We start from the raw sequence: 20,348 nt of genomic DNA on the forward strand, positions 1-20,348 counted from the left end.
GTGTCCGACAACGAGCAGATCACTCCCGAGGTGGTGGAGGCGGCCGTCCAAGCTGCCCTCTCCGCCATCGCCGCGGCATCCGACAGCACGTCTCTCAAGACTGCCCGTTCAGCTCACTCGGCGGAGGGATCGCCGCTGGCCCGCCTCAACGCGCGGCTGCGCGATGTGCCATCGGAGAAGAAGGCCGAATTCGGCAAGCTCATCGGACAGGCCCGCGGCCGCGTCGCCCAGGCACTCGCCGCCCGCGAGGCGGAGGTGGCGGCAGCCGAGACCGCCGCACGCCTGGAGGCGGAGCGCATCGATGTCACGGCCCTCCCCGCCCGTGCCCGGGTGGGGGCGCGGCATCCGATCTCCCTTCTTCAGGAGCAGGTCGCCGACATCTTCGTCGGCATGGGCTGGGAGATCGCCGAGGGTCCCGAGCTCGAGCACGAGTGGTTTAACTTCGACGCCCTGAACTTCGACGCCGACCACCCGGCCCGCCAGATGCAGGACACGTTCTTCATCGACCCGGTCGATCGTCACCTGGTGATGCGCACGCACACGAGCCCTGTGCAGGTGCGCTCGATGCTCGAGCGCGACCTGCCGATCTACGTCCTGTGCCCCGGGCGGGTCTACCGCACCGACGAGTTCGACGCCACGCACCTGCCGGTCTTCACGCAGTTCGAGGGCCTCGTCATCGACAGGGGCATCACGATGGCTCACCTGAAGGGCACGCTCGATCACGCGGCCCGCGTGCTGTTCGGTCCCGAGGCGAAGACCCGGTTCCGCGCCAACTACTTCCCCTTCACCGAGCCGTCGGCGGAGCTCGATCTTTGGCACCCGACCTTCAAGGGCGGTGCGCGCTGGATCGAGTGGGGCGGATGCGGGATGGTGAACCCCAATGTGCTGCGCGCGGCGGGAATCGACCCCGAAGAGTACTCGGGCTTCGCGTTCGGGATGGGGATCGAGCGGACACTGATGTTCCGCAGCGATGTGCAGGACATGCGCGACATGGCCGAGGGCGATGTGCGCTTCAGTGAGCAGTTCGGGATGGTGGTGTGATGCGCGTCCCGCTTTCGTGGCTGCGTGAGTACGTCGATGTGCCGGCGGATGCCGCCCCTGAGGATGTGCTCGCCGCTCTCGTGCGCGTCGGGTTCGAAGAGGAGGACGTGCACCGCTTCGAGCTGCAGGGCCCGATCGTCGTCGGCGAGGTGCTCGAGTTCGTCGAGGAGCCGCAGACCAACGGCAAGACCATTCGCTGGTGCCAGGTGCAGGTCGCGCCCGACGGGGAGCCGGCCGCCGACGGCGGACCCGCCGTGCACGGCATCGTGTGCGGCGCACACAACTTCTTCGTCGGCGACAAGGTGCCGGTGACCCTTCCCGGCGCCGTCCTTCCGGGCCCGTTCCCGATCGCTGCGCGCAAGACCTATGGCCACGTGTCGGACGGCATGATCGCGTCTGCGAAGGAACTCGGTCTGGGCGACGAGCACGACGGCATCCTGCGCCTGGTCGAGCTCGGCATCGACGCTCCGGTCGGGTCGGACGCGATCGCGCTGCTCGGTCTCGACGATGCCGCCATCGACATCAACGTCACCCCCGACCGCGGGTACGCGCTGTCGGTCCGCGGAGTCGCGCGTGAATACTCCCACGCCACGGGCGCGGCCTTCCGGGACCCGGGTGCACGTGAGTGGGGGGAGGTGAACCTCCACGACGACACGGCGTTCGCGGTCGCCGTCGACGACACGGCTCCCATCCGCGGCCGCGTCGGAGCATCGGAGTTCGTCGCCCGCATCGTCCGCGATGTTGATCCGACCAAGCCCACCCCGGCGTGGATGATCGCGCGGCTCTCGCTCGCCGGCATCCGCTCGCTCGGCATCCTCATCGACATCACCAACTACGTCATGCTCGAGCTGGGGCAGCCGATCCACGGCTACGACCTCGACACCCTGCGCGGGGGCATCACCGTGCGCCGCGCCGTCGCGGGGGAGAAGCTCGAGACCCTCGACGGCAAGGTGAGGGAGCTCAGCCCCGAGGACCTGCTCATCACCGACGAGTCGGGGCCGATCGGTCTCGCCGGCGTCATGGGCGGCGGAACGACGGAGATGACCTCGTCGACCCGGAACGTCCTCATCGAGGCCGCGACCTTCGACCCCGTCTCGATCGCCCGCACGGCCCGTCGTCACAAGCTGCCCTCCGAGGCGTCGCGCCGCTTCGAGCGCGGCGTCGACCCGGCGATCGCCTTCGTCGCCGCCGCGCGCGTCGCCGAGTCTCATGGTGCACTACGCCGGCGGCACCGACACCCGCGCCGGCGGCGCTCTTCACGCCACGATCGAGACGCCCGGCGTCGAGCTGCCGCGCCCGTTCGTGCCCGCGCTGATCGGCGTCGACTACAGCGAGGCCGAGATCGTCGGCGCCCTCGAGCTCATCGGGTGCGAGGTGCGTGAGAACGATCGCACCTGGATCGTCTTCCCCCCGTCGTGGCGTCCTGACCTCACCGACAAGTGGACCCTGGCGGAGGAGGTCGCCCGCATCGAGGGCTACGACCGCATCCCGTCGGTACTGCCGACCCCGCCGTCCGGTCGGGGTCTGACATCGGCGCAGCAGGGCCGGCGTCGCGTGGCGAACGCGCTCGCCGCCGCGGGCCACGTCGAGACGCCGTCCTTCCCGTTCACGACCGAAGAGCAGAACGATCTCCACGGGTCGGCGTCGGGCGCCCACCTGCCGAGCGTCAAGCTCGCCAACCCCCTCGACGGGCAGGCGCCGTTCCTTCGCCGCAGCCTCGTCCCGGGGCTGCTGCGGGTGGCGCATCGGAACGTCGCCCGCGGTCTGACCGACCTGGCTCTGTTCGAGACCGGTGTCGTGTTCCTTCCGGAGCCCGGTGTCGCCTACGGCACCGAGAGCGTTCCGCCGCTGGCGGTGCGTCCGGATGCCGCGACGCTGACGGCCCTCGACGCATCGATCCCGCCGCAGCACCGCCACGTCGCGGTGCTGCTCACAGGTGCGATCACCCCGAAGCAGCCCGGCTTCCCGGCGGAGCACGCCGGACTCGCCAATGCCCTCGATGCCGTCCGCACGATCGCGGCGGCGGCGGGGGTGGAAATCGAGGTCGCACAGGGCGAGCGCGCGGCGCTGCATCCCGGACGCACCGGCGTCCTCTCCGTCGGGGCGACCACGGTCGGCTATGTCGGAGAGCTCCTTCCGTCCGTCGCCGAGGACGCCGACCTCCCCGGGCGGGTCATCGTCGCCGAACTCGATCTCGACCTCGTGCTCTCCCTGGCGGGCGAGAAGGTGGTCGCGGCCTCGCTGTCGGGCTACCCGGCGGCGACCCAGGACGTCTCTCTCGTCGTGGATGCCACGGTGCCGGCGGCCGATGTCCGTGCGGCGCTCGTCGACGGTTCGGGCGCGCTGCTCGAGTCGCTGCGGCTCGTGGACGACTACCGCGGGGCGGGGGTTCCGGCGGGCTCGAAAAGCCTGACGTTCGCCCTCCGCTTCCGTGCGCCGGACCGCACGCTCACCGCGGCCGAGGCGACGGAGGCGAAGCTCGCCGGTGTCGCCGTCGCCGCGGAGCGCTTCGGAGCGAGCCTGCGCGAGTAGCCGCTGCGCTCTGCCCGGAGCGGAACGCGGTGTCGTCCCGCCCGATGCTCTGATGAGATGGCGGCATGACGAACGTGCTCATCCTCGGCGGCACCGGCTGGCTGAGCGGTCGGGTCGCCCGCGCCTGGGTGGATGCCGGCGCGCGAGTCACGTGCCTCGCACGTGGCGGTCGGCCTGCACCGGAGGGCGCCGAGCTCGTCATCGCCGATCGGAGCAACCCGGGTGCCTACGATGCCGTGGCCCGGCGCGAGTGGGACGAGGTGGTCGAGATCTCGTCGGCACCCGAGCACGTCTCTTCCGCCGTAGCCGCGCTGGCGGCGGTCTCCCATCACCTGACCTACGTGTCGTCGCTGTCGGTGTACGCGGCGAACGACGTCGTCGGCGCCGATGAGGCCGCCGACGTCAGCGCGCCGCTTCGGCCGGGGGAGGAGTACGACTACTCGCGTGCGAAGGCCGCCGCCGAAGCATCCGTTCGTGACGTCTTCGGCGATCGTGCCGCCATCGTGCGACCGGGGCTCATCGTCGGTCCGGACGATCCCACCGATCGTTTCGGATACTGGGTCGCGCGCGTCGCGCTCGCCGGGGTCGAACCCGTCCTCACACCGACTCTCGCGGGCCGCATGTCTCAGGTGATCGATGTCGACGACCTTGCGGCTTTCCTCGTGGCGTGCGGGGCGGCGCGGCTGCCGATCGTGGCGAACGCGGTCGGTGATCCGATGCCGTTCCGCACGCTCGTCGACACCGCCCGAGAGGTGGCAAGCCACCGCGGCGATCTCGTGGAGGCCGACGACGAGTGGCTGGTCGCACACGACGTGCAGTTCTGGATGGGTCCGCGCTCGCTCCCGCTGTGGCTGCCGAGTGACATGCCGGGATTCGCGACGCGTTCCAATACCGCGTATCGCGCGGCCGGTGGCCCCCTCCGCGATCTCGGCGACACGCTGCGGCGCACTTTCGCCGACGAAACCGCGCGCGGGCTCGACCGCGAGCGGCGCAGCGGGCTGACGCGGGCGGAGGAAGAGGAGCTCATCAGCGCACGGCGCCGCGCGGAGTGAGCCGAGCGGCCCTGTCGCGTCGGATTGCGTCAACGGTATCGGCGACCCTCATCGCGCCGATAGGCGATGACGGCGACCAGGGAGAGCGCCAGCGTCCAGGCTGCGATACCGATGACCGCCCAGAGGGGGACTTCGGTGCCCAGGGCGACGTTCACCACGATCTCGCGCGCCTGGCGGACGGGAAGGAATGCCGAGGCGACGTCGAGCCACCCCGGGAACAGCTGCGGGGGGAGGAACAGCCCACCGCCGAAGGCGAGGAGGAACATCGCCACCTGCGTCACCGCGATCGCGGCCTTCGGGCCGGTCAGGGTGCCGATGAGGATGCCGATGAGTCCGGACGGGGCCGCGGTCACGACCGCAAGAGCGATCGCTCCGAGCGCATTCAGAGGTTCGGGGCGAGCCTGGGTGAAGAGACCACCGATCACCAGGAGCGGCACCATCGCCATCACGGAGATCACCAGGGTCGCCGACAGCAACCCGAGGATGCGGGCGCTCGCCGCTCCGGGAAGGGTCCGCAGGTACGGCGCCCACGGTTTCGCCCGCTGCTCGGCCAGCTCGATGCCGAGAGAGAACAGACCCGCCGACATGAAGGCGAAGACCACCATCGAGCACAGCGCGGCGGTGGCGAACTCCGCCGATCCGCGCACCGCGGGCTGGGGGAGCACGAACAGGCAGAAGGCGAGACTCGGGAAGACCAGCGACCCGAGGACGGCGATGGGCACCCGGGAGGTCTCCACCAGGTTGTAGCGGGCATGGGTCGCGGCCAGGGCGAGCGTGGACATCGGTCTCCGATCGTCAGCGGGCGGAAGGGGAGGTGAGGGAGAGGAAGGCCTCTTCGAGGGTGGCGCCGCGCACCTGCAGGTCGAAGAAGGGGAGGTCGTGCGCAACGAGCTTCCGCACGAAGTCATCGGCGTCGGAGACGACCGCGCTGACCAGAGCACGAGGGTCCGGGGATGCCCCGTCGATGGAGGTGATGGCGGCGTCGGGCTCGAGGGCCTGGAGTAGCGACGGCTCGACCCCGCGCAGAGTGACCCGTCGACGGCCGACGCCGGCCATGATCGCCGACAGGGTGTCATCCGCTCGGATGCGCCCGCGGTCGATGACGACGACGCGCTCGGCGAGCTGCTCGATCTCCTCCAGGTGGTGGCTGGTCACGATGACCGTGCACCCCGCCGCATGGCGGGCGCGCACCGCCTCCCACAGTGCACGCCTCCCTTCGACGTCGAGCCCGGTGGTCGGTTCGTCCAGGAGCACCAGGCGAGGGTCTCCGACGAAGGCCATCGCGACGGCGACGCGACGCTGCTGACCACCCGACAGCCCGCCGCACAGTTTGTCGACGAGATCGTCCAGACCGAACTCCGACACGATCTGATCTCGTGGCGCGGGTACGGGATAGTGCGCGGCGACGAGCTCGAGCACCTCTCTGACCCGCAGCGACTCGGGGAGCGCCGTCGCCTGCGGGGTGCTTCCCAGCGTTCGCCGGGCCGCGGGGTCACGAGGATCGGCGCCGAAGAGGCGGACGGTTCCGGATGACGGCTGACGGACGCCGGTGAGGAGGGAGAGCGCCGTGGTCTTGCCGGCGCCGTTCGGCCCGAGAAGACCGACGCACTCGCCGGCATCGACGTCGAGCGAGACGTCGTCGAGGGCGGCGAGGTTCCCGAAGCGCTTGGTGACGCCGAGAAGCTGGGCGGGGCGAGTCATGATGATCCTCCGAGAAGGTCGAGCAGGTGAGCGCGGTAGGTGCGGAACGCGGTGCGCCCGGCGGGGGTGAGCGTGATGAAGGTCGCGGGCTTGCGCCCCGCGAAGGCCTTGGCGATGTCGACGTAGCCGGCGGCCTCGAGCTTGGCCAGGTGGGTGGTCAGATTCCCTGCCGTCATGTCGAGGAGCTTCTGCAGGGCGGGGAAGGTGATGTCGTCGCCGTCGGTGAGCGCCTCGGTGAGCGCCGTCATGATCCGCAGCCTCGCCGGTGCATGGATGACGGGATCGAGATCGTTCACGCGGTGTCCCGACGCGGCTCGAGCGGCAGGACGCCACGGCCGAGGAGGACCGCGACCACGAGCATCGCGATGGGACCGGCGACCGCGTAGACGAGGTAGTGCACGGGTGTGCCGAGGAACGTCGCGATCCCGGCGACGGCGATGAACACGACGCCGAGGACGTACTGCGGGAGGGAGCGCCAGAGCGCTCCGCCGCCGAGGTAGAGGATCCCGACGACGAGGGCGAACATCCCGGGGTAGAGCACGGCGGCCGTCTCGGGCGGGAGGCCGGTGCGCTGGATGCCCGCGAGGAGGATCGATGCGCCGACCATGGCCACCGTCCACGACCAGCCGTACAGCATCCCCTGGATGCGGGAGGCTCCGCGAATCCCGGATGAGGCGCTGCGCACCCCCGTCGTGATCGACCAGACGATCGCGAGCACGATGCAGGCGGCGAAGACCGGCCACGCCGCGGCTGCGGGAACGAGGGGATCGGGCACAGCGGACAGGTACAGGGCGCCGAAACCGATCGCCCAGGCCGCTGCCCACACCACCAGCAGCACGACGTAGCTGCGCACCAGGCGGCTCTGGGTCATCCGCTGCTGGGACTGCATGACCCGCAGCATCCGCTCCGCCTGGTCTCTCTGGGGGTTCGTTGCGTCACTCACGCAAACAACTTTGCATTGCAAACTCAGGCTGTCAAGCTCAGGCTTCATCGGTTTGCATCGCGCGGGCCCGCGCCGCTATGGTCGGCGCATGCATTCGGCCGCGCTCGACTCCGCCACGCTCGCTCCGAGCGTCGCTCCTGCGCGCCGACGTCTGGACGGACGCCGACTCTAGGCGACCCCGCGCACCTCCCTGGAGGGGAGTCACGGGCGTCGCCGTCGGCAGCCCACGACCCCAGACTCTAAGGTGGAATCCATGACATATTCGGTCGCCGTCTCCGGCGCATCCGGCTATGCGGGCGGTGAGATCCTCCGAATCCTCGCCGCACATCCCGACGTCGAGATCCGCACGGTCACCGCGCACTCCAACGCCGGGCAGCAGCTCATCGAGCAACAGCCCCATCTGCGCTCGCTGGCGCACCTGACGCTCCAGGAGACCACTCCGGAGGTGCTCTCCGGTCACGACATCGTCTTCCTCGCGCTTCCGCACGGACAATCGGGGCAGTACACCGACGCGCTGTCGGACACGCCGCTCGTCATCGACGCCGGTGCCGACCATCGGCTGGAGTCGATGACCGAATGGGATCGTTTCTACGGGGGCGTCTTCCACGACCCGTGGGCCTACGGGGTACCCGAACTCCTCGTCGGCGAGGGCAGGCAGCGCGACCTGCTGCGCGGTGCGACCCGCATCGCCGCCCCCGGATGCAACGCCTCCACGGTCAGCCTGAGCCTTGCGCCCGGGGTCGCGGGCGGTGTCATCGACCCGGGCGACATCGTCACCGTACTCGCGGTCGGACCCTCGGGCGCGGGCAAGAGCCTGAAGCCGCATCTTCTCGGCAGCGAGATCCTCGGCACCGCCAACCCCTACGCGGTCGGCGGCAGTCATCGCCACATCCCCGAGATCCGCCAGGCGCTCGCCGCTGCGATGTCGGAGACCGCCGCCGCCATCCGGATCTCCTTCACACCGGTCATCGTGCCGATGGCGCGCGGCATCCTCGCCACCTCCAGCGCGCCGATCGTCCCGGGCGTCACCGACGACGAGATCCGGAGCGCGTGGGAACGGGCGTACGGCGACGAGACCTTCGTGCAGCTGCTTCCTGCGGGGCACTTCCCCCGCACGGCCGACGTGCTCGGCGCCAACACGGCGCTGATGGGGCTCGCGATCGACCGCGATGCGAACCGCGTGATCGTCGTCACCGCGGTCGACAACCTCGTCAAGGGAACCGCGGGAGCCGCCGTGCAGTCCATGAACATCGCGCTCGGCCTTCCCGAGGGTCGAGCGCTCACCGTGAACGGAGTCGCCCCGTGAACATCGACGACGACAGGCCGCACGGGTTCGCCTCCCGCGGTGTCACCGCACCCCAGGGCTTCGAGGCGGCCGGCGTCGCCGTGGGACTGAAGTCGACCGGCAACCCCGACGTCGCCGTCGTCGTCAACCGTGGTCCGCTCAAAGTCGGCGCCGCGGTCTTCACGAGCAATCGGGCCAAGGCCAACCCCATCCTGTGGTCGGAGCAGGTGATCCGGGACGGCGTCGTGGAAGCGATCGTGCTGAACTCCGGCGGTGCCAACTGCTTCACCGGGGCGTTCGGCTTCCAGACCACGCACCAGACCGCCGAGAAGGCCGCTGAACTGCTCGGCGTCGGCGCCGGCGACATCCTGGTCTGCTCCACCGGCCTCATCGGGACCGGCGACGAGGTGTTCCGGCAGAAGGTGCTCGACGGGACGGAGCGAGCGATCCAGGCGCTCGACCCGGACGGCGGCGATGCAGCATCCGAAGCCATCATGACGACCGACTCCCGCCCGAAACGGGCTGTCGAGGCCAGTCACGGATGGACGATCGGAGGGATGGCGAAGGGCGCAGGGATGCTGGCCCCGGGCCTCGCCACGATGCTCGTCGTCGTCACCACCGACGCCGTCCTCACCGCCGAGGAGGCCGATGCGCATCTGCGCGCAGCGACCCGCACGACCTTCGACCGGCTGGACTCCGACGGATGCATGTCGACGAACGACCAGGTGACCCTCATGGTCAGCGGCGCGTCGGGCGTGACGCCTGATCCGGAGGAATTCCGGCGGCGGCTGACCGCCGTATGCGACGACCTCGCCGGTCAGCTCCAGGCCGACGCGGAGGGCGCCAGTCACGACATCAGCATCCAGGTCACGAACGCGGCATCCGAGGACGATGCCGTGGTCGTCGGCCGCTCGGTCGCCCGCAACAACCTCTTCAAGGCAGCGATCTTCGGCAACGACCCCAACTGGGGTCGCGTGCTCGCGGCGATCGGAACCACCGACGCCGCGTTCGACCCCTACGACGTCGACGTGTGGATGAACGGCGTCCGCGTGTGCACCCAGGGCGGCCCCGACCGCCCTCGCGAGGAGGTCGACCTGACGCCGCGCGCCGCGGTGGTCCGCATCGACCTCAAGGCGGGCGACGCTCACGCGCTCATCCGTACCAACGACCTCACTCACGACTACGTCCACGAGAACAGCGCGTACTCCTCATGACCGACATCCAGACCACCGACCCGGGTGAAGCCAGCGCGAGAGCCGCCGTCCTCATCGACTCGCTTCCGTGGCTCCGGCGTTTCCGCGACCAGGTCATCGTGATCAAGTACGGCGGCAACGCCATGGTCAGCGAAGAGCTGCAAGACGCGTTCGCCGCGGACATGGCCTACCTCCGCTACGCGGGCGTGAAGCCGGTCGTCGTGCACGGCGGCGGCCCGCAGATCTCCTCCATGCTCGACCGGCTCGAGATCCCGAGCGAGTTCAAGGGCGGCTACCGGGTCACCAGCACAGAGGCCATCTCGGTGGTACGCATGGTGCTCACCGGTCAGATCAATCCGCAGCTCGTGGGGAAGATCAACACGCACGGGCCGCTGGCGACGGGCCTGAGCGGCGAGGATGCGGGGCTGTTCGGCGGCCGCCGACGAGGCGTCACCATCGACGGCATCGAGCACGACCTCGGACGGGTGGGAGATGTCGTCGAGGTCGACCCGCAGCCGGTCCTCGACCATCTCGCGGCCGGCCGCATCCCGGTGGTCTCCAGCATCGCGCCCGACCTCGATCGCCCGGGGGCGTCGCTGAACGTCAACGCCGACGCGGCGGCGTCGGCACTCGCAGTGGCGCTGAAGGCCGTCAAGCTCGTGGTCCTCACCGACGTGCCGGGCCTGTACGCCGATTGGCCGAACCGCGACTCCCTCGTCTCGCACCTGACCTCGTCGGCTCTGCGGGAGATGCTCCCGACGCTGGAGTCGGGCATGATCCCGAAGATGCAGGCGTGCCTCGAGGCGGTCGAGGGAGGCGTCGAGACGGCGGCGATCATCGATGGGCGGGTGCCGCATTCGGTGCTCGTGGAGATCTTCACCAGCAACGGAATCGGAACAGAGGTGGTGCGAGGATGACCTGGCAGGATGACGCGGGACGCGACCTCGTCCGCAGCTTCGGCGATCGCATGGCGATGTTCGTCCGGGGTGAGGGCGCGTACCTCTGGGATGACGCGGGGACCCGCTATCTCGATTTCCTCGGCGGCATCGCCGTGAACTCCCTCGGGCACGCCCACCCCGTGTTCGTCGAGGCGGTGGCGCGACAGGCGGCGACCCTCGCACACGTGTCTAACTATTTCGCCACGCCCCCGCAGCTGGGGCTCGCCGCGCAGCTGAAGCGACTGGCCGGCACCGGCGAGCGCGGACGGGTGTACTTCGGAAACTCCGGCGCCGAGGCCAACGAGGCCGCCTTCAAGCTGGCCCGGCTGCACGGCGGGGCCGAACGTCCCCGCATCCTGGCCCTGCGTGACGCATTCCACGGACGCACGATGGGAACGCTGGCGCTGACCGGCAAGTCCTGGATGCAGGAGCCCTTCCTTCCAATGGTGCCCGGAGTGGAGTTCATCGACTCGACGGTCGAGGCGCTCGAGGCCGCGATCGACGGAGGCGTGGCAGCGCTCTTCGTGGAGCCGATCAAGGGCGAAGCAGGCGTGGTGGAGCTTCCCACCGGATACCTCGCGGCGGCACGGGAGATCACCGAGCGCCACGGCGCCCTGCTCATCGTCGACGAGATCCAGACCGGGGCCGGCCGGACGGGGGAGTGGTTCGCCTTCCAACACGCAGGCATCACCCCCGACGCCGTCACGGTGGCCAAGGGTATCGGCGGCGGGTTCCCGATCGGGGCGCTCATCACCTTCGGGGGGGCCAGCGAGCTCTTCTACCCCGGCACGCACGGTTCCACCTTCGGCGGCAACGCCCTCGGCACCGCGGTCGCCGCCGCAGTCCTCGCGGAGATCGAGCGTGCGGACCTCCTCACCAACGCCCGGGACCGCGGTCGGCAGCTGCGCGACGCGATCACGGCGATCGACTCGGACCTGATCGAGGGATGCCGCGGCCAGGGCCTGCTGATCGGTGTCGCGTTGCGTCATCCACTCGCCAAGGCCCTCGTCGCGGCGGCCCAGCAGCACGGTCTGATCGTCAACGCCCCCAACGACACCACCATCCGGCTCGCGCCGGCCCTGACGATCGGCGACGTCGAGGTCGACGACTTCGTCGCCCTCTTCACCGCTGCGATCCGCTCGGTGGAGGACGCACTCGTCCTCGACGGCGCGGGCGCGACATCCGGCGAAGGGAAAGGATCGAAATGACGCGCCATCTTCTTCGCGACGACGATCTGTCCGCCGCCGAACAGCGGGAGATCCTCGACCTGGCTGTCGAGCTCAAGAGCGAGCGATGGAGCCTCCGGCCCCTCGAAGGTCCTCAGACGGTGGCCGTGATCTTCGACAAGTCCTCCACCCGGACCCGGGTGTCGTTCGCGGTCGGCATCGCCGATCTCGGCGGCTCGCCGCTGATCATCTCCACCGCCAACAGTCAATTGGGCGGCAAGGAGACGCCGTCTGACACCGCACGGGTCCTCGAGCGTCAGGTCGCGGCCATCGTCTGGCGCACCTATGCGCAGGCGGGTCTGGAGGAGATGGCCGCGGGAACCCGGGTTCCCGTCGTCAACGCCCTGTCCGACGACTTCCACCCGTGTCAGCTGTTGGCCGACCTCCTCACGATCCGCGAGCACAAGGGCGACCTCGCAGGCCTCACGCTCTCGTTCTTCGGAGACGGACGCTCGAACATGGCGCACTCCTACCTCCTCGCGGGGGTGACGGCGGGCATGCACGTCCGCGTCGCCTCGCCCGAGGACTACGCACCGCGTGACGACGTCGTCGAGGCGGCCGACCGTCGAGCCGCGGAGACCGGCGGCAGCGTGGTGCTCTTCACCGACCCCAACGAGGCGGCGGCCGGCGCCGATGTCATCGTCACCGACACGTGGGTGTCGATGGGCAAAGAGGAGGAGAAGCTCGCCCGCCTTCGCGATCTCGGGTCGTACAAGGTCACGACCGAGCTCATGTCGCTGGCCGCCGACGACGCCATCTTCATCCACTGCCTTCCCGCCGATCGGGGGTACGAGGTGGACGCTGAGGTCATCGACGGCCCGCAGAGCGTCGTGTGGGACGAGGCGGAGAACCGCCTGCACGCACAGAAGGCGCTGCTGGTGTGGCTGCTGCGTCAGCAGTGACCGATCGGGCAACCGGAGCCCTGGCCCGCAACTGGGGTCGGCTGAACGGGGACGGACGGCTTGCCGGGATCGACCTGGCCCGGGGCCTGGCTGTGCTGGGGATGTTCGCCGCGCACCTGCTGGTGACCCCCGAGCTGCTGTGGACGATCCCCGCCACGTGGCTGGGAATCGTCGACGGTCGGTCCTCCATCCTGTTCGCCACCCTGGCAGGGGTCTCGATCGGACTCGTGACCGGCGGACCGCGCCCGCTTGCGCGCGAGGCGATGGCGGTCGCCAGAATGCGTCTGGGTGTCCGCGCGGGGTTCCTCTGGGGACTCGGCGTGCTGCTCATCGCCTCCGGTGTGCCGGTGTACGTCATCCTTCCCGCCTACGCGATCATGTTCGTCCTGGCTCTGCCGTTCACCAGGCTCAGGGCCTCCACTCTGCTCGTCATCGCGGCAGGACTGGCGGTGGTGATGCCGTGGATCCAGGTGCTCCTGGATGAGGCGCCCCTGTGGTCGACCCCTCTCGGCGATGAAGTGTCGGCGGCCATCGGCTGGCACTACCCGTTCCCCGTCTGGATGGCCTTCGTCCTCGCGGGTCTCGGGCTCGCGCGCGCCGACCTCGCCCGGCTGCGGGTCCAGCTGATCGCGCTCGCGGCGGGGATCGTGCTGGCTGCCCTCGGGTACGGGCTCGACACGGCGGCGCGCGGGAGCGGCGATCCGGTCATGCCCACCCTGTGGAGCGAGGTCTGGACGGCGGAACCCCACTCGAGCGGACTGCTCGAGGTCGTCGGATCCGGCGGGTTCGCCATCGCCACCATCGCCGCCTCGCTCCTGGTGTGCCGCACGGTCGTCGTCTGGCTCGTTCTGCCGTTGCGCGCCGTCGGTGCCATGCCCCTCACCGCGTACACCGCGCAGATCATCGTGTGGGCGGTCATCGCCCTGGTGGTCTTCGGAAACACGAGTCTTCTCACGCCGTTCCGAGAACTCGAACCCTTCTGGCCCCTGACGCTGGGCATCGTCGCGGGATGCACGGCATGGGCGCTGCTCATCGGACGAGGTCCGTTGGAGTGGGCATTCGAGCGAGTGTCGAAGCTGATCGTGCCGAGCACGTTGACGAAGAGGAGCAATCCGTGACCAAGGACGAACAGACCAACGAGGGTGCTCTCTGGGGCGCGCGTTTCGCCTCAGGCCCGTCGCCGGAGCTCGCGGCGCTGAGTGTGTCGACGCAGTTCGACTGGGCGTTGGCGCCCTACGACATCGCCGGATCACACGCGCATGCGAAGGCGTTGGCGGCAGCGGGTTACCTCACCGCCGACGAGGAACAGCGGATGCACGATGGTCTGGACCGTCTCCTCGATACGGTGCGCAAAGGGACCCTCCGTCCCCGGCCATCGGACGAGGACGTGCACGGTGCGCTGGAGGCGGCGCTGATCGCCGCGGTCGGGCCGGAACTCGGCGGCAAGCTGCGGGCCGGCCGAAGCCGGAACGATCAGATCGCGACGCTCGTGCGGATGTATCTGGTCGATCACGCCGCGGTGATCGCTCGTGATGTGCTGCGTCTCATCGATGCGATCGTCGCTCAGGCTGAGGCGCACGCGGATGCGATCATGCCCGGCCGCACGCATCTCCAGCACGCGCAGCCGGTGCTTCTGGCCCACCACCTCCAGGCTCACGCCTGGCCACTCGTGCGCGACCTCGAGCGGCTCCGTGATTGGCGTCTGCGAGCCGACGCGTCGCCGTATGGGGCGGGCGCTCTCGCCGGATCGACACTGGGACTGGACCCGGCGCTGGTCGCCCGTGAGGTCGGCCTCGGACGGCCCACCGAGAACTCGATGGACGGCACCGCCGCCCGTGACGTCGTGGCCGAGTTCGCCTACGTCGCGGCGCAGATCGGCGTCGACCTCAGCCGCTTCGCGGAAGACATCATCCTATGGAACACCCGCGAATTCTCCTTCGTCATCCTCGACGACGGCTTCTCCACGGGCTCGAGCATCATGCCGCAGAAGAAGAACCCCGACATCGCGGAGCTCGCCCGCGGGAAGACCGGCAGACTCATCGGCAATCTGACCGGACTGCTGACGATGCTCAAGGGCCTTCCGCTTGCCTACAACCGCGACCTGCAGGAGGACAAGGAACCGGTCTTCGACAGCGTCCAGACGCTCGAGGTGGTCCTTCCCGCCTTCGCGGGCATGGTCGCCACTGCCCGATTCGACGTCGATCGCATGCGTGCGCTGGCTCCCGCAGGGTTCTCCTTGGCGACGGACGTCGCGGAGTGGCTCGTCAAGCGCGGGGTACCGTTCCGCGATGCGCATGAGATCTCGGGCGCGCTCGTGCGGGCCTGCGAGGAGCAGGGGATCGGCCTGGAGGACGTCGACGACGAACTGCTCGCCGCGGTCTCGCCCCACCTGGCACCGGATGTCCGGACGGTACTGACGGTCGAGGGTTCCGTCGCAAGTCGCTCCGGCGTCGGCGGCACCGCGCCCCACCGCGTCGCCGAGCAGCGTGCCGAGCTCGTCGCCCGGGCACAGTCGGCGGCAGCTCCCTTTCTTCACTATCAGTAAGTAACCGATATCTGCCGGATTATCAATATCAAATTGATACTTCGGGCTTTATCAGTTGTAGGCTGATCCTATGCCAACCGTCGTGATCGCAGACATCGTCTCGTCTCGCGAGCTTGCGAACAGGAGGGCGGCGCAGCGCGACCTGGAAACCGCGCTCGCCCGGGTCGCCGAAGATGGGCCGCCCGCCGAACGCGCACTCCTTCCCGTCGTCGGCGATGAGATGCAGGGGGTGTATCCGCATCTCTCGTCTGCGCTCGCAGCGACCCTCTTGCTTCAGCTCGCCCTCCCCGAAGGTGTCGAGCTCCGATTCGGCATCGGCCTCGGCGACATCGAGGAGATCCCGTCGGTCGGCGGAGCGCTGTCCGAGGGCGAAGCCTGGTGGGCGGCGCGCGCTGCGATCGAGAACGTCGAGCGGCTCGCGCGCCGGGTCGCACCGTCGGCGCGCACCTGGGTAGCGGCGGCGAGGGCTGCTCCCGCGGAGATCACTGAGCTGGTCCGCGTGGCCAACAGTGGTCTGCTCGCACGCGACCGTGCGATCGCCCAGCTGAGCCCGCGCACTCGGCGACTCGTCTACGGGCGATGGCTCGGCCGCACCCAGAGCGATCTCGCTGCGACGGAAGGGGTCGTGCAGTCCGCGGTTTCGCAGGCGCTGACCTCCGCCGAAGCCGGCGCCCTCATCGAAGGACTGCAGGTCCTCGTCGGCGATCGAGGCTGAGGCTCACCAGATCGCCAGCCACACCGCCGCCGCCACCGCGGAGGCCCACAGCAGACTGGCCAACGTGCCGACGATGAATCGCTCGCGGGCAGCGGGCGTCGCCAGCTCCGAGAAGCGACCAACGCCCTTCAGGGCGACGACCACGGCGATGACGGCCGGGAACCCGGCGAGGATGCCCAGCGCGACCGACGCACGCTCGAGGAAGCCGATCGTCGTCCCGCCTCGGAGGACCTCCTCCTGACGGGACTCGGAGTGATCGGCGGCGAGCTCGACCAGGATCCCCCCGCGTGGGCCCTCGGTGGTGCGACCGTCCGCGGCGATGAGGACCCAACGCGTGAACGGGTTGCCGCCGAGCACGGCCAGGGCCACACCCAGGAATGCCAGGATGGCGCCGAGGAGGACCGGCACGTTGTACGGGAGCACCGCGACGACGACGAGGGCGAGCAGGACGAGTCCCGCAGCGACGGACAGCAGGGATGACTGCGGGCGACGTTGGGCGACGGTGACCAGGACGAGCGCGGCACACAGGGCGAGGAACAGGAAGATCACGACGATCGCGACGGCCAGAGGGTCGGTGGCGTCGAGGGCATCCGTCATGCCGCCAGTGTCCCACGGGCGTCGGACAGGACGGGCGCGGGAAGCGCGGGGCGCGCTGATAACCTGGCAGACGTGTCATCCGCCGTCGTCGTGAACGCGACCGCCCCCGCGAACGATCCGTCCTTCGACAACGTCTGGGACGAACTGGTGTGGCGCGGATTGATCCACGTCTCCACGGATGCCGACGAGTTGCGGTCGCTTCTCGGCGGTGCGCCGATCACCTTCTATTGCGGCTTCGACCCCACGGCGCCCAGTCTGCACCTGGGCAACCTCGTGCAGCTGCTGACGATGCGCCGTCTGCAGCTCGCCGGACACCGTCCGCTCGGCCTGGTCGGGGGTTCCACCGGCCTCATCGGCGATCCGCGCCCGTCGAGCGAGCGGACCTTGAACACCAAGGAGACCGTCGCCGAGTGGGTCGGGTATCTCCGTGCCCAGGTGGAGCGCTTCCTGAGTTTCGACGGCGACAACGCCGCTCGCATCGTGAACAACCTCGACTGGACGGCGCCGCTGTCGGCGATCGACTTCCTCCGCGAGATCGGCAAGCACTATCGCGTCGGCAAGATGCTGAGCAAGGAAGCCGTGAGCGCGCGCCTGAATTCCGAAGCCGGCATCAGCTACACCGAGTTCAGTTACCAGATCCTGCAGGGGCTGGATTATCTCGAGCTGTACCGCGCATACGGGTGCGTCCTGCAGACCGGCGGATCCGATCAGTGGGGCAACCTCACCAGCGGGGTCGACCTCATCCACTACGTCGAGCATGCATCGGTCCATGCCATCGGCACGCCGCTGATCACCAACAGCGACGGAACCAAGTTCGGCAAGAGCGAGGGCAACGCCGTCTGGCTCGATCCCGCGATGTGCAGTCCGTACCGGATGTACCAGTTCTGGCTCAACACCGATGATGCCGACGTCATCGCACGTCTGAAGATCTTCACGTTCCTCTCGCGCGAGGAGATCGAGCACCTCGGGCGGCTGGTGGAGGACGAGCCGTTCCGTCGCGCTGCGCAGAAGCGCCTGGCCGCCGAAGTGACCGCGCTCGTGCACGGGGAGGACGCCGCGGGCTCGGTCATCGCCGCCTCCGATGCGCTCTTCGGGCAGGGCGACCTCCACGCGCTCGATGCCGAAACGCTGATTCAGGCGCTGCGCGAACTGCCGCACGCCGACATGGATCGTGGAGCGCCTGTGGTGCAGGCGCTGGTGGAGACCGGACTGGTCGCAAGCCTCTCCGAGGCTCGACGGGCCATTGCGCAGGGAGGCGTCGCCATCGACGGCGTCCGAGTCAGCGATGATGCGGCCACGGTCGACGGTTCGCTGCCGGGCGGGGTTTCGGTGCTGCGCCGCGGCAAGAAGACGCTGGCCGGCGTGTTCGTCCGCTGAAACGCCCGTCGGTTCACGTCGCGCTCCTTCGGCGACTGTTCGGTGTCGACGCCCGCAGCGAGGCGACGCGTTCGCTGCTGCCGGGTTCGGATGCGCTCGCGCGGAGCCTTGCCGCGTGATGTGGACAGGCCATCGCCCGCGTCCACCATCGCGCGCCCGCCGTCTCGAAGGGATCAGACGGACGCGACCCGCGTGTTTACGCGGTTCTGAGCCGCGACACGCCCGGGATGCGAGCACGATTTGCCAGTCCCGCACAGCGCACGTAAATTATTACTTGTTCGCCCCAAAGGGAAGCGAGAGAGGCCGAGAGCCTCACCCCCCTCAAGCGGAGAACATCCCCCTCGAAGAGAGCTGAAGCTCGGACTTGAGACTCGTCGACCGGAAGGTCTACGATGGGGAGCCCCCCGACGATCGATCTCATCGAACGTCACCCGGAACCCATTCGGTTGCGGATGACACGATTTGACGGAGTCGACCACGGGGGCTAAGCTAGAGAAGTTGCCCTGCGGAGATGGTCGAGAGGCCAGAAAGCAGGAGCATCCGATCCTTGAGAACTCAACAGCGTGCACTTGTCAAATGCCAAATAACCTCGTTCCGGCGTAAGCCGGATAGAGATTCCTTTGGATCAAAGACCGACCTTCGGGTCGGCAACGGATAGTCAGCAATGACATCCCTTTGGTCAGATCAAACTCGCTGCTGTCGGTCCATTCCGACCGGCTCGCAGCAACATTTCTTTACGGAGAGTTTGATCCTGGCTCAGGATGAACGCTGGCGGCGTGCTTAACACATGCAAGTCGAACGGTGAAAGAGAGCTTGCTCTCTGGATCAGTGGCGAACGGGTGAGTAACACGTGAGCAACCTGCCCCGGACTCTGGGATAACAGCTGGAAACAGCTGCTAATACCGGATACGAGCTGCGAAGGCATCTTCAGCAGCTGGAAAGAATTTCGGTCCGGGATGGGCTCGCGGCCTATCAGCTTGTTGGTGAGGTAATGGCTCACCAAGGCGTCGACGGGTAGCCGGCCTGAGAGGGTGACCGGCCACACTGGGACTGAGACACGGCCCAGACTCCTACGGGAGGCAGCAGTGGGGAATATTGCACAATGGGCGAAAGCCTGATGCAGCAACGCCGCGTGAGGGATGACGGCCTTCGGGTTGTAAACCTCTTTTAGCAGGGAAGAAGCGAAAGTGACGGTACCTGCAGAAAAAGCGCCGGCTAACTACGTGCCAGCAGCCGCGGTAATACGTAGGGCGCAAGCGTTATCCGGAATTATTGGGCGTAAAGAGCTCGTAGGCGGTTTGTCGCGTCTGCTGTGAAAACCCGAGGCTCAACCTCGGGCCTGCAGTGGGTACGGGCAGACTAGAGTGCGGTAGGGGAGATTGGAATTCCTGGTGTAGCGGTGGAATGCGCAGATATCAGGAGGAACACCGATGGCGAAGGCAGATCTCTGGGCCGTAACTGACGCTGAGGAGCGAAAGGGTGGGGAGCAAACAGGCTTAGATACCCTGGTAGTCCACCCCGTAAACGTTGGGAACTAGTTGTGGGGTCCATTCCACGGATTCCGTGACGCAGCTAACGCATTAAGTTCCCCGCCTGGGGAGTACGGCCGCAAGGCTAAAACTCAAAGGAATTGACGGGGACCCGCACAAGCGGCGGAGCATGCGGATTAATTCGATGCAACGCGAAGAACCTTACCAAGGCTTGACATATACGAGAACGGGCCAGAAATGGTCAACTCTTTGGACACTCGTAAACAGGTGGTGCATGGTTGTCGTCAGCTCGTGTCGTGAGATGTTGGGTTAAGTCCCGCAACGAGCGCAACCCTCGTTCTATGTTGCCAGCACGTAATGGTGGGAACTCATGGGATACTGCCGGGGTCAACTCGGAGGAAGGTGGGGATGACGTCAAATCATCATGCCCCTTATGTCTTGGGCTTCACGCATGCTACAATGGCCGGTACAAAGGGCTGCAATACCGCAAGGTGGAGCGAATCCCAAAAAGCCGGTCCCAGTTCGGATTGAGGTCTGCAACTCGACCTCATGAAGTCGGAGTCGCTAGTAATCGCAGATCAGCAACGCTGCGGTGAATACGTTCCCGGGTCTTGTACACACCGCCCGTCAAGTCATGAAAGTCGGTAACACCTGAAGCCGGTGGCCCAACCCTTGTGGAGGGAGCCGTCGAAGGTGGGATCGGTAATTAGGACTAAGTCGTAACAAGGTAGCCGTACCGGAAGGTGCGGCTGGATCACCTCCTTTCTAAGGAGCATCTGGATGCTTCGGCATCCCAGAGCCCGCTTCGAGC

Annotated in this window: 16 protein-coding genes, 1 rRNA gene and 1 pseudogene; 13 read left to right on the plus strand and 5 right to left on the minus strand. The window is 68.1% G+C overall.

Features of this window, described 5'->3' with window-relative positions:
• From pheS to QSU92_RS15450, 3 genes and pseudogenes are all read left to right on the plus strand, one after another.
• A complete protein-coding gene (gene pheS / locus QSU92_RS15440) occupies positions 1-1,041 on the plus strand; it encodes a phenylalanine--tRNA ligase subunit alpha (protein ID WP_289263228.1) in 1,041 nt (346 codons plus the stop codon).
• Positions 1,041-3,573, plus strand: a pseudogene (gene pheT / locus QSU92_RS15445) (phenylalanine--tRNA ligase subunit beta). The gene pheS and the pseudogene pheT overlap by 1 nt, the downstream one beginning before the upstream one ends.
• Positions 3,574-3,638: 65 nt before the next feature.
• Complete coding sequence (locus QSU92_RS15450) at positions 3,639-4,625, plus strand: NAD-dependent epimerase/dehydratase family protein (RefSeq protein WP_289263230.1); 987 nt, start codon at positions 3,639-3,641, stop codon at positions 4,623-4,625.
• A gap of 29 nt (positions 4,626-4,654) precedes the next feature.
• On the opposite strand, the gene QSU92_RS15455 is transcribed toward QSU92_RS15450, so the two are convergent.
• The 4 genes from QSU92_RS15455 to QSU92_RS15470 are packed head-to-tail and all read right to left on the minus strand — an operon-like array spanning position 4,655 to position 7,269.
• The gene (locus tag QSU92_RS15455) at positions 4,655-5,407 is read right to left on the minus strand and encodes an ABC transporter permease (protein ID WP_289263232.1); all 753 of its coding nucleotides are present in this window, start codon (positions 5,405-5,407) and stop codon (positions 4,655-4,657) included.
• A gap of 13 nt (positions 5,408-5,420) precedes the next feature.
• Positions 5,421-6,326: an ABC transporter ATP-binding protein gene (locus tag QSU92_RS15460; protein ID WP_289263233.1), complete on the minus strand. Its 906-nt coding sequence runs from the start codon at positions 6,324-6,326 to the stop codon at positions 5,421-5,423.
• Complete coding sequence (locus QSU92_RS15465; protein ID WP_289263235.1) at positions 6,323-6,622, minus strand: transcriptional regulator; 300 nt, start codon at positions 6,620-6,622, stop codon at positions 6,323-6,325. Before QSU92_RS15465 ends, QSU92_RS15460 begins: the two co-directional genes overlap by 4 nt.
• Positions 6,619-7,269, minus strand: a complete 651-nt coding sequence (locus QSU92_RS15470; RefSeq protein WP_289263237.1) for a hypothetical protein — start codon at positions 7,267-7,269, stop codon at positions 6,619-6,621. Before QSU92_RS15470 ends, QSU92_RS15465 begins: the two co-directional genes overlap by 4 nt.
• A 253-nt stretch (positions 7,270-7,522) precedes the next feature.
• Here QSU92_RS15470 and argC point away from each other — a divergent pair, with 253 nt between their 5' ends.
• The 8 genes from argC to QSU92_RS15510 all read left to right on the plus strand — a co-directional run bounded on the left by argC (position 7,523) and on the right by QSU92_RS15510 (position 16,073).
• The gene (gene argC / locus QSU92_RS15475; RefSeq protein WP_289263239.1) at positions 7,523-8,575 is read left to right on the plus strand and encodes an N-acetyl-gamma-glutamyl-phosphate reductase; all 1,053 of its coding nucleotides are present in this window, start codon (positions 7,523-7,525) and stop codon (positions 8,573-8,575) included.
• The gene (gene argJ / locus QSU92_RS15480; protein ID WP_289263241.1) at positions 8,572-9,768 is read left to right on the plus strand and encodes a bifunctional glutamate N-acetyltransferase/amino-acid acetyltransferase ArgJ; all 1,197 of its coding nucleotides are present in this window, start codon (positions 8,572-8,574) and stop codon (positions 9,766-9,768) included. The genes argC and argJ overlap by 4 nt, the downstream gene beginning before the upstream one ends.
• Positions 9,765-10,664 carry an acetylglutamate kinase gene (gene argB, locus QSU92_RS15485; RefSeq protein WP_179559475.1) on the plus strand — a complete coding sequence of 300 codons (900 nt, stop codon included), beginning with the start codon at positions 9,765-9,767 and terminating at the stop codon, positions 10,662-10,664. Before argJ ends, argB begins: the two co-directional genes overlap by 4 nt.
• A complete protein-coding gene (locus QSU92_RS15490; RefSeq protein ID WP_289263245.1) occupies positions 10,661-11,893 on the plus strand; it encodes an acetylornithine transaminase in 1,233 nt (410 codons plus the stop codon). The genes argB and QSU92_RS15490 overlap by 4 nt, the downstream gene beginning before the upstream one ends.
• Positions 11,890-12,813, plus strand: a complete 924-nt coding sequence (gene argF, locus QSU92_RS15495; protein WP_289263246.1) for an ornithine carbamoyltransferase — start codon at positions 11,890-11,892, stop codon at positions 12,811-12,813. The genes QSU92_RS15490 and argF overlap by 4 nt, the downstream gene beginning before the upstream one ends.
• A complete protein-coding gene (locus tag QSU92_RS15500) occupies positions 12,810-13,931 on the plus strand; it encodes a heparan-alpha-glucosaminide N-acetyltransferase domain-containing protein (RefSeq protein ID WP_289263248.1) in 1,122 nt (373 codons plus the stop codon). Before argF ends, QSU92_RS15500 begins: the two co-directional genes overlap by 4 nt.
• Positions 13,832-15,358, plus strand: a complete 1,527-nt coding sequence (argH, locus tag QSU92_RS15505) for an argininosuccinate lyase (protein WP_422880386.1) — start codon at positions 13,832-13,834, stop codon at positions 15,356-15,358. The genes QSU92_RS15500 and argH overlap by 100 nt, the downstream gene beginning before the upstream one ends.
• A 70-nt stretch (positions 15,359-15,428) precedes the next feature.
• Positions 15,429-16,073 carry a SatD family protein gene (locus tag QSU92_RS15510; protein ID WP_289263251.1) on the plus strand — a complete coding sequence of 215 codons (645 nt, stop codon included), beginning with the start codon at positions 15,429-15,431 and terminating at the stop codon, positions 16,071-16,073.
• Positions 16,074-16,076: 3 nt separating this feature from the next.
• Here QSU92_RS15510 and QSU92_RS15515 read toward each other — a convergent pair whose 3' ends face one another.
• Positions 16,077-16,670: a hypothetical protein gene (locus QSU92_RS15515; RefSeq protein WP_289263253.1), complete on the minus strand. Its 594-nt coding sequence runs from the start codon at positions 16,668-16,670 to the stop codon at positions 16,077-16,079.
• Between the two features lie 72 nt (positions 16,671-16,742).
• On the opposite strand from QSU92_RS15515, the gene tyrS reads away from it, so the two are divergent.
• Positions 16,743-18,047 carry a tyrosine--tRNA ligase gene (tyrS, locus tag QSU92_RS15520; RefSeq protein WP_422880387.1) on the plus strand — a complete coding sequence of 435 codons (1,305 nt, stop codon included), beginning with the start codon at positions 16,743-16,745 and terminating at the stop codon, positions 18,045-18,047.
• A gap of 733 nt (positions 18,048-18,780) precedes the next feature.
• Positions 18,781-20,302, plus strand: a 16S ribosomal RNA gene (locus QSU92_RS15525).
• Positions 20,303-20,348: the final 46 nt, after the last annotated feature.

This window comes from Microbacterium sp. ET2 (genome assembly GCF_030347395.1).
Lineage (GTDB): Bacteria > Actinomycetota > Actinomycetes > Actinomycetales > Microbacteriaceae > Microbacterium > Microbacterium albipurpureum.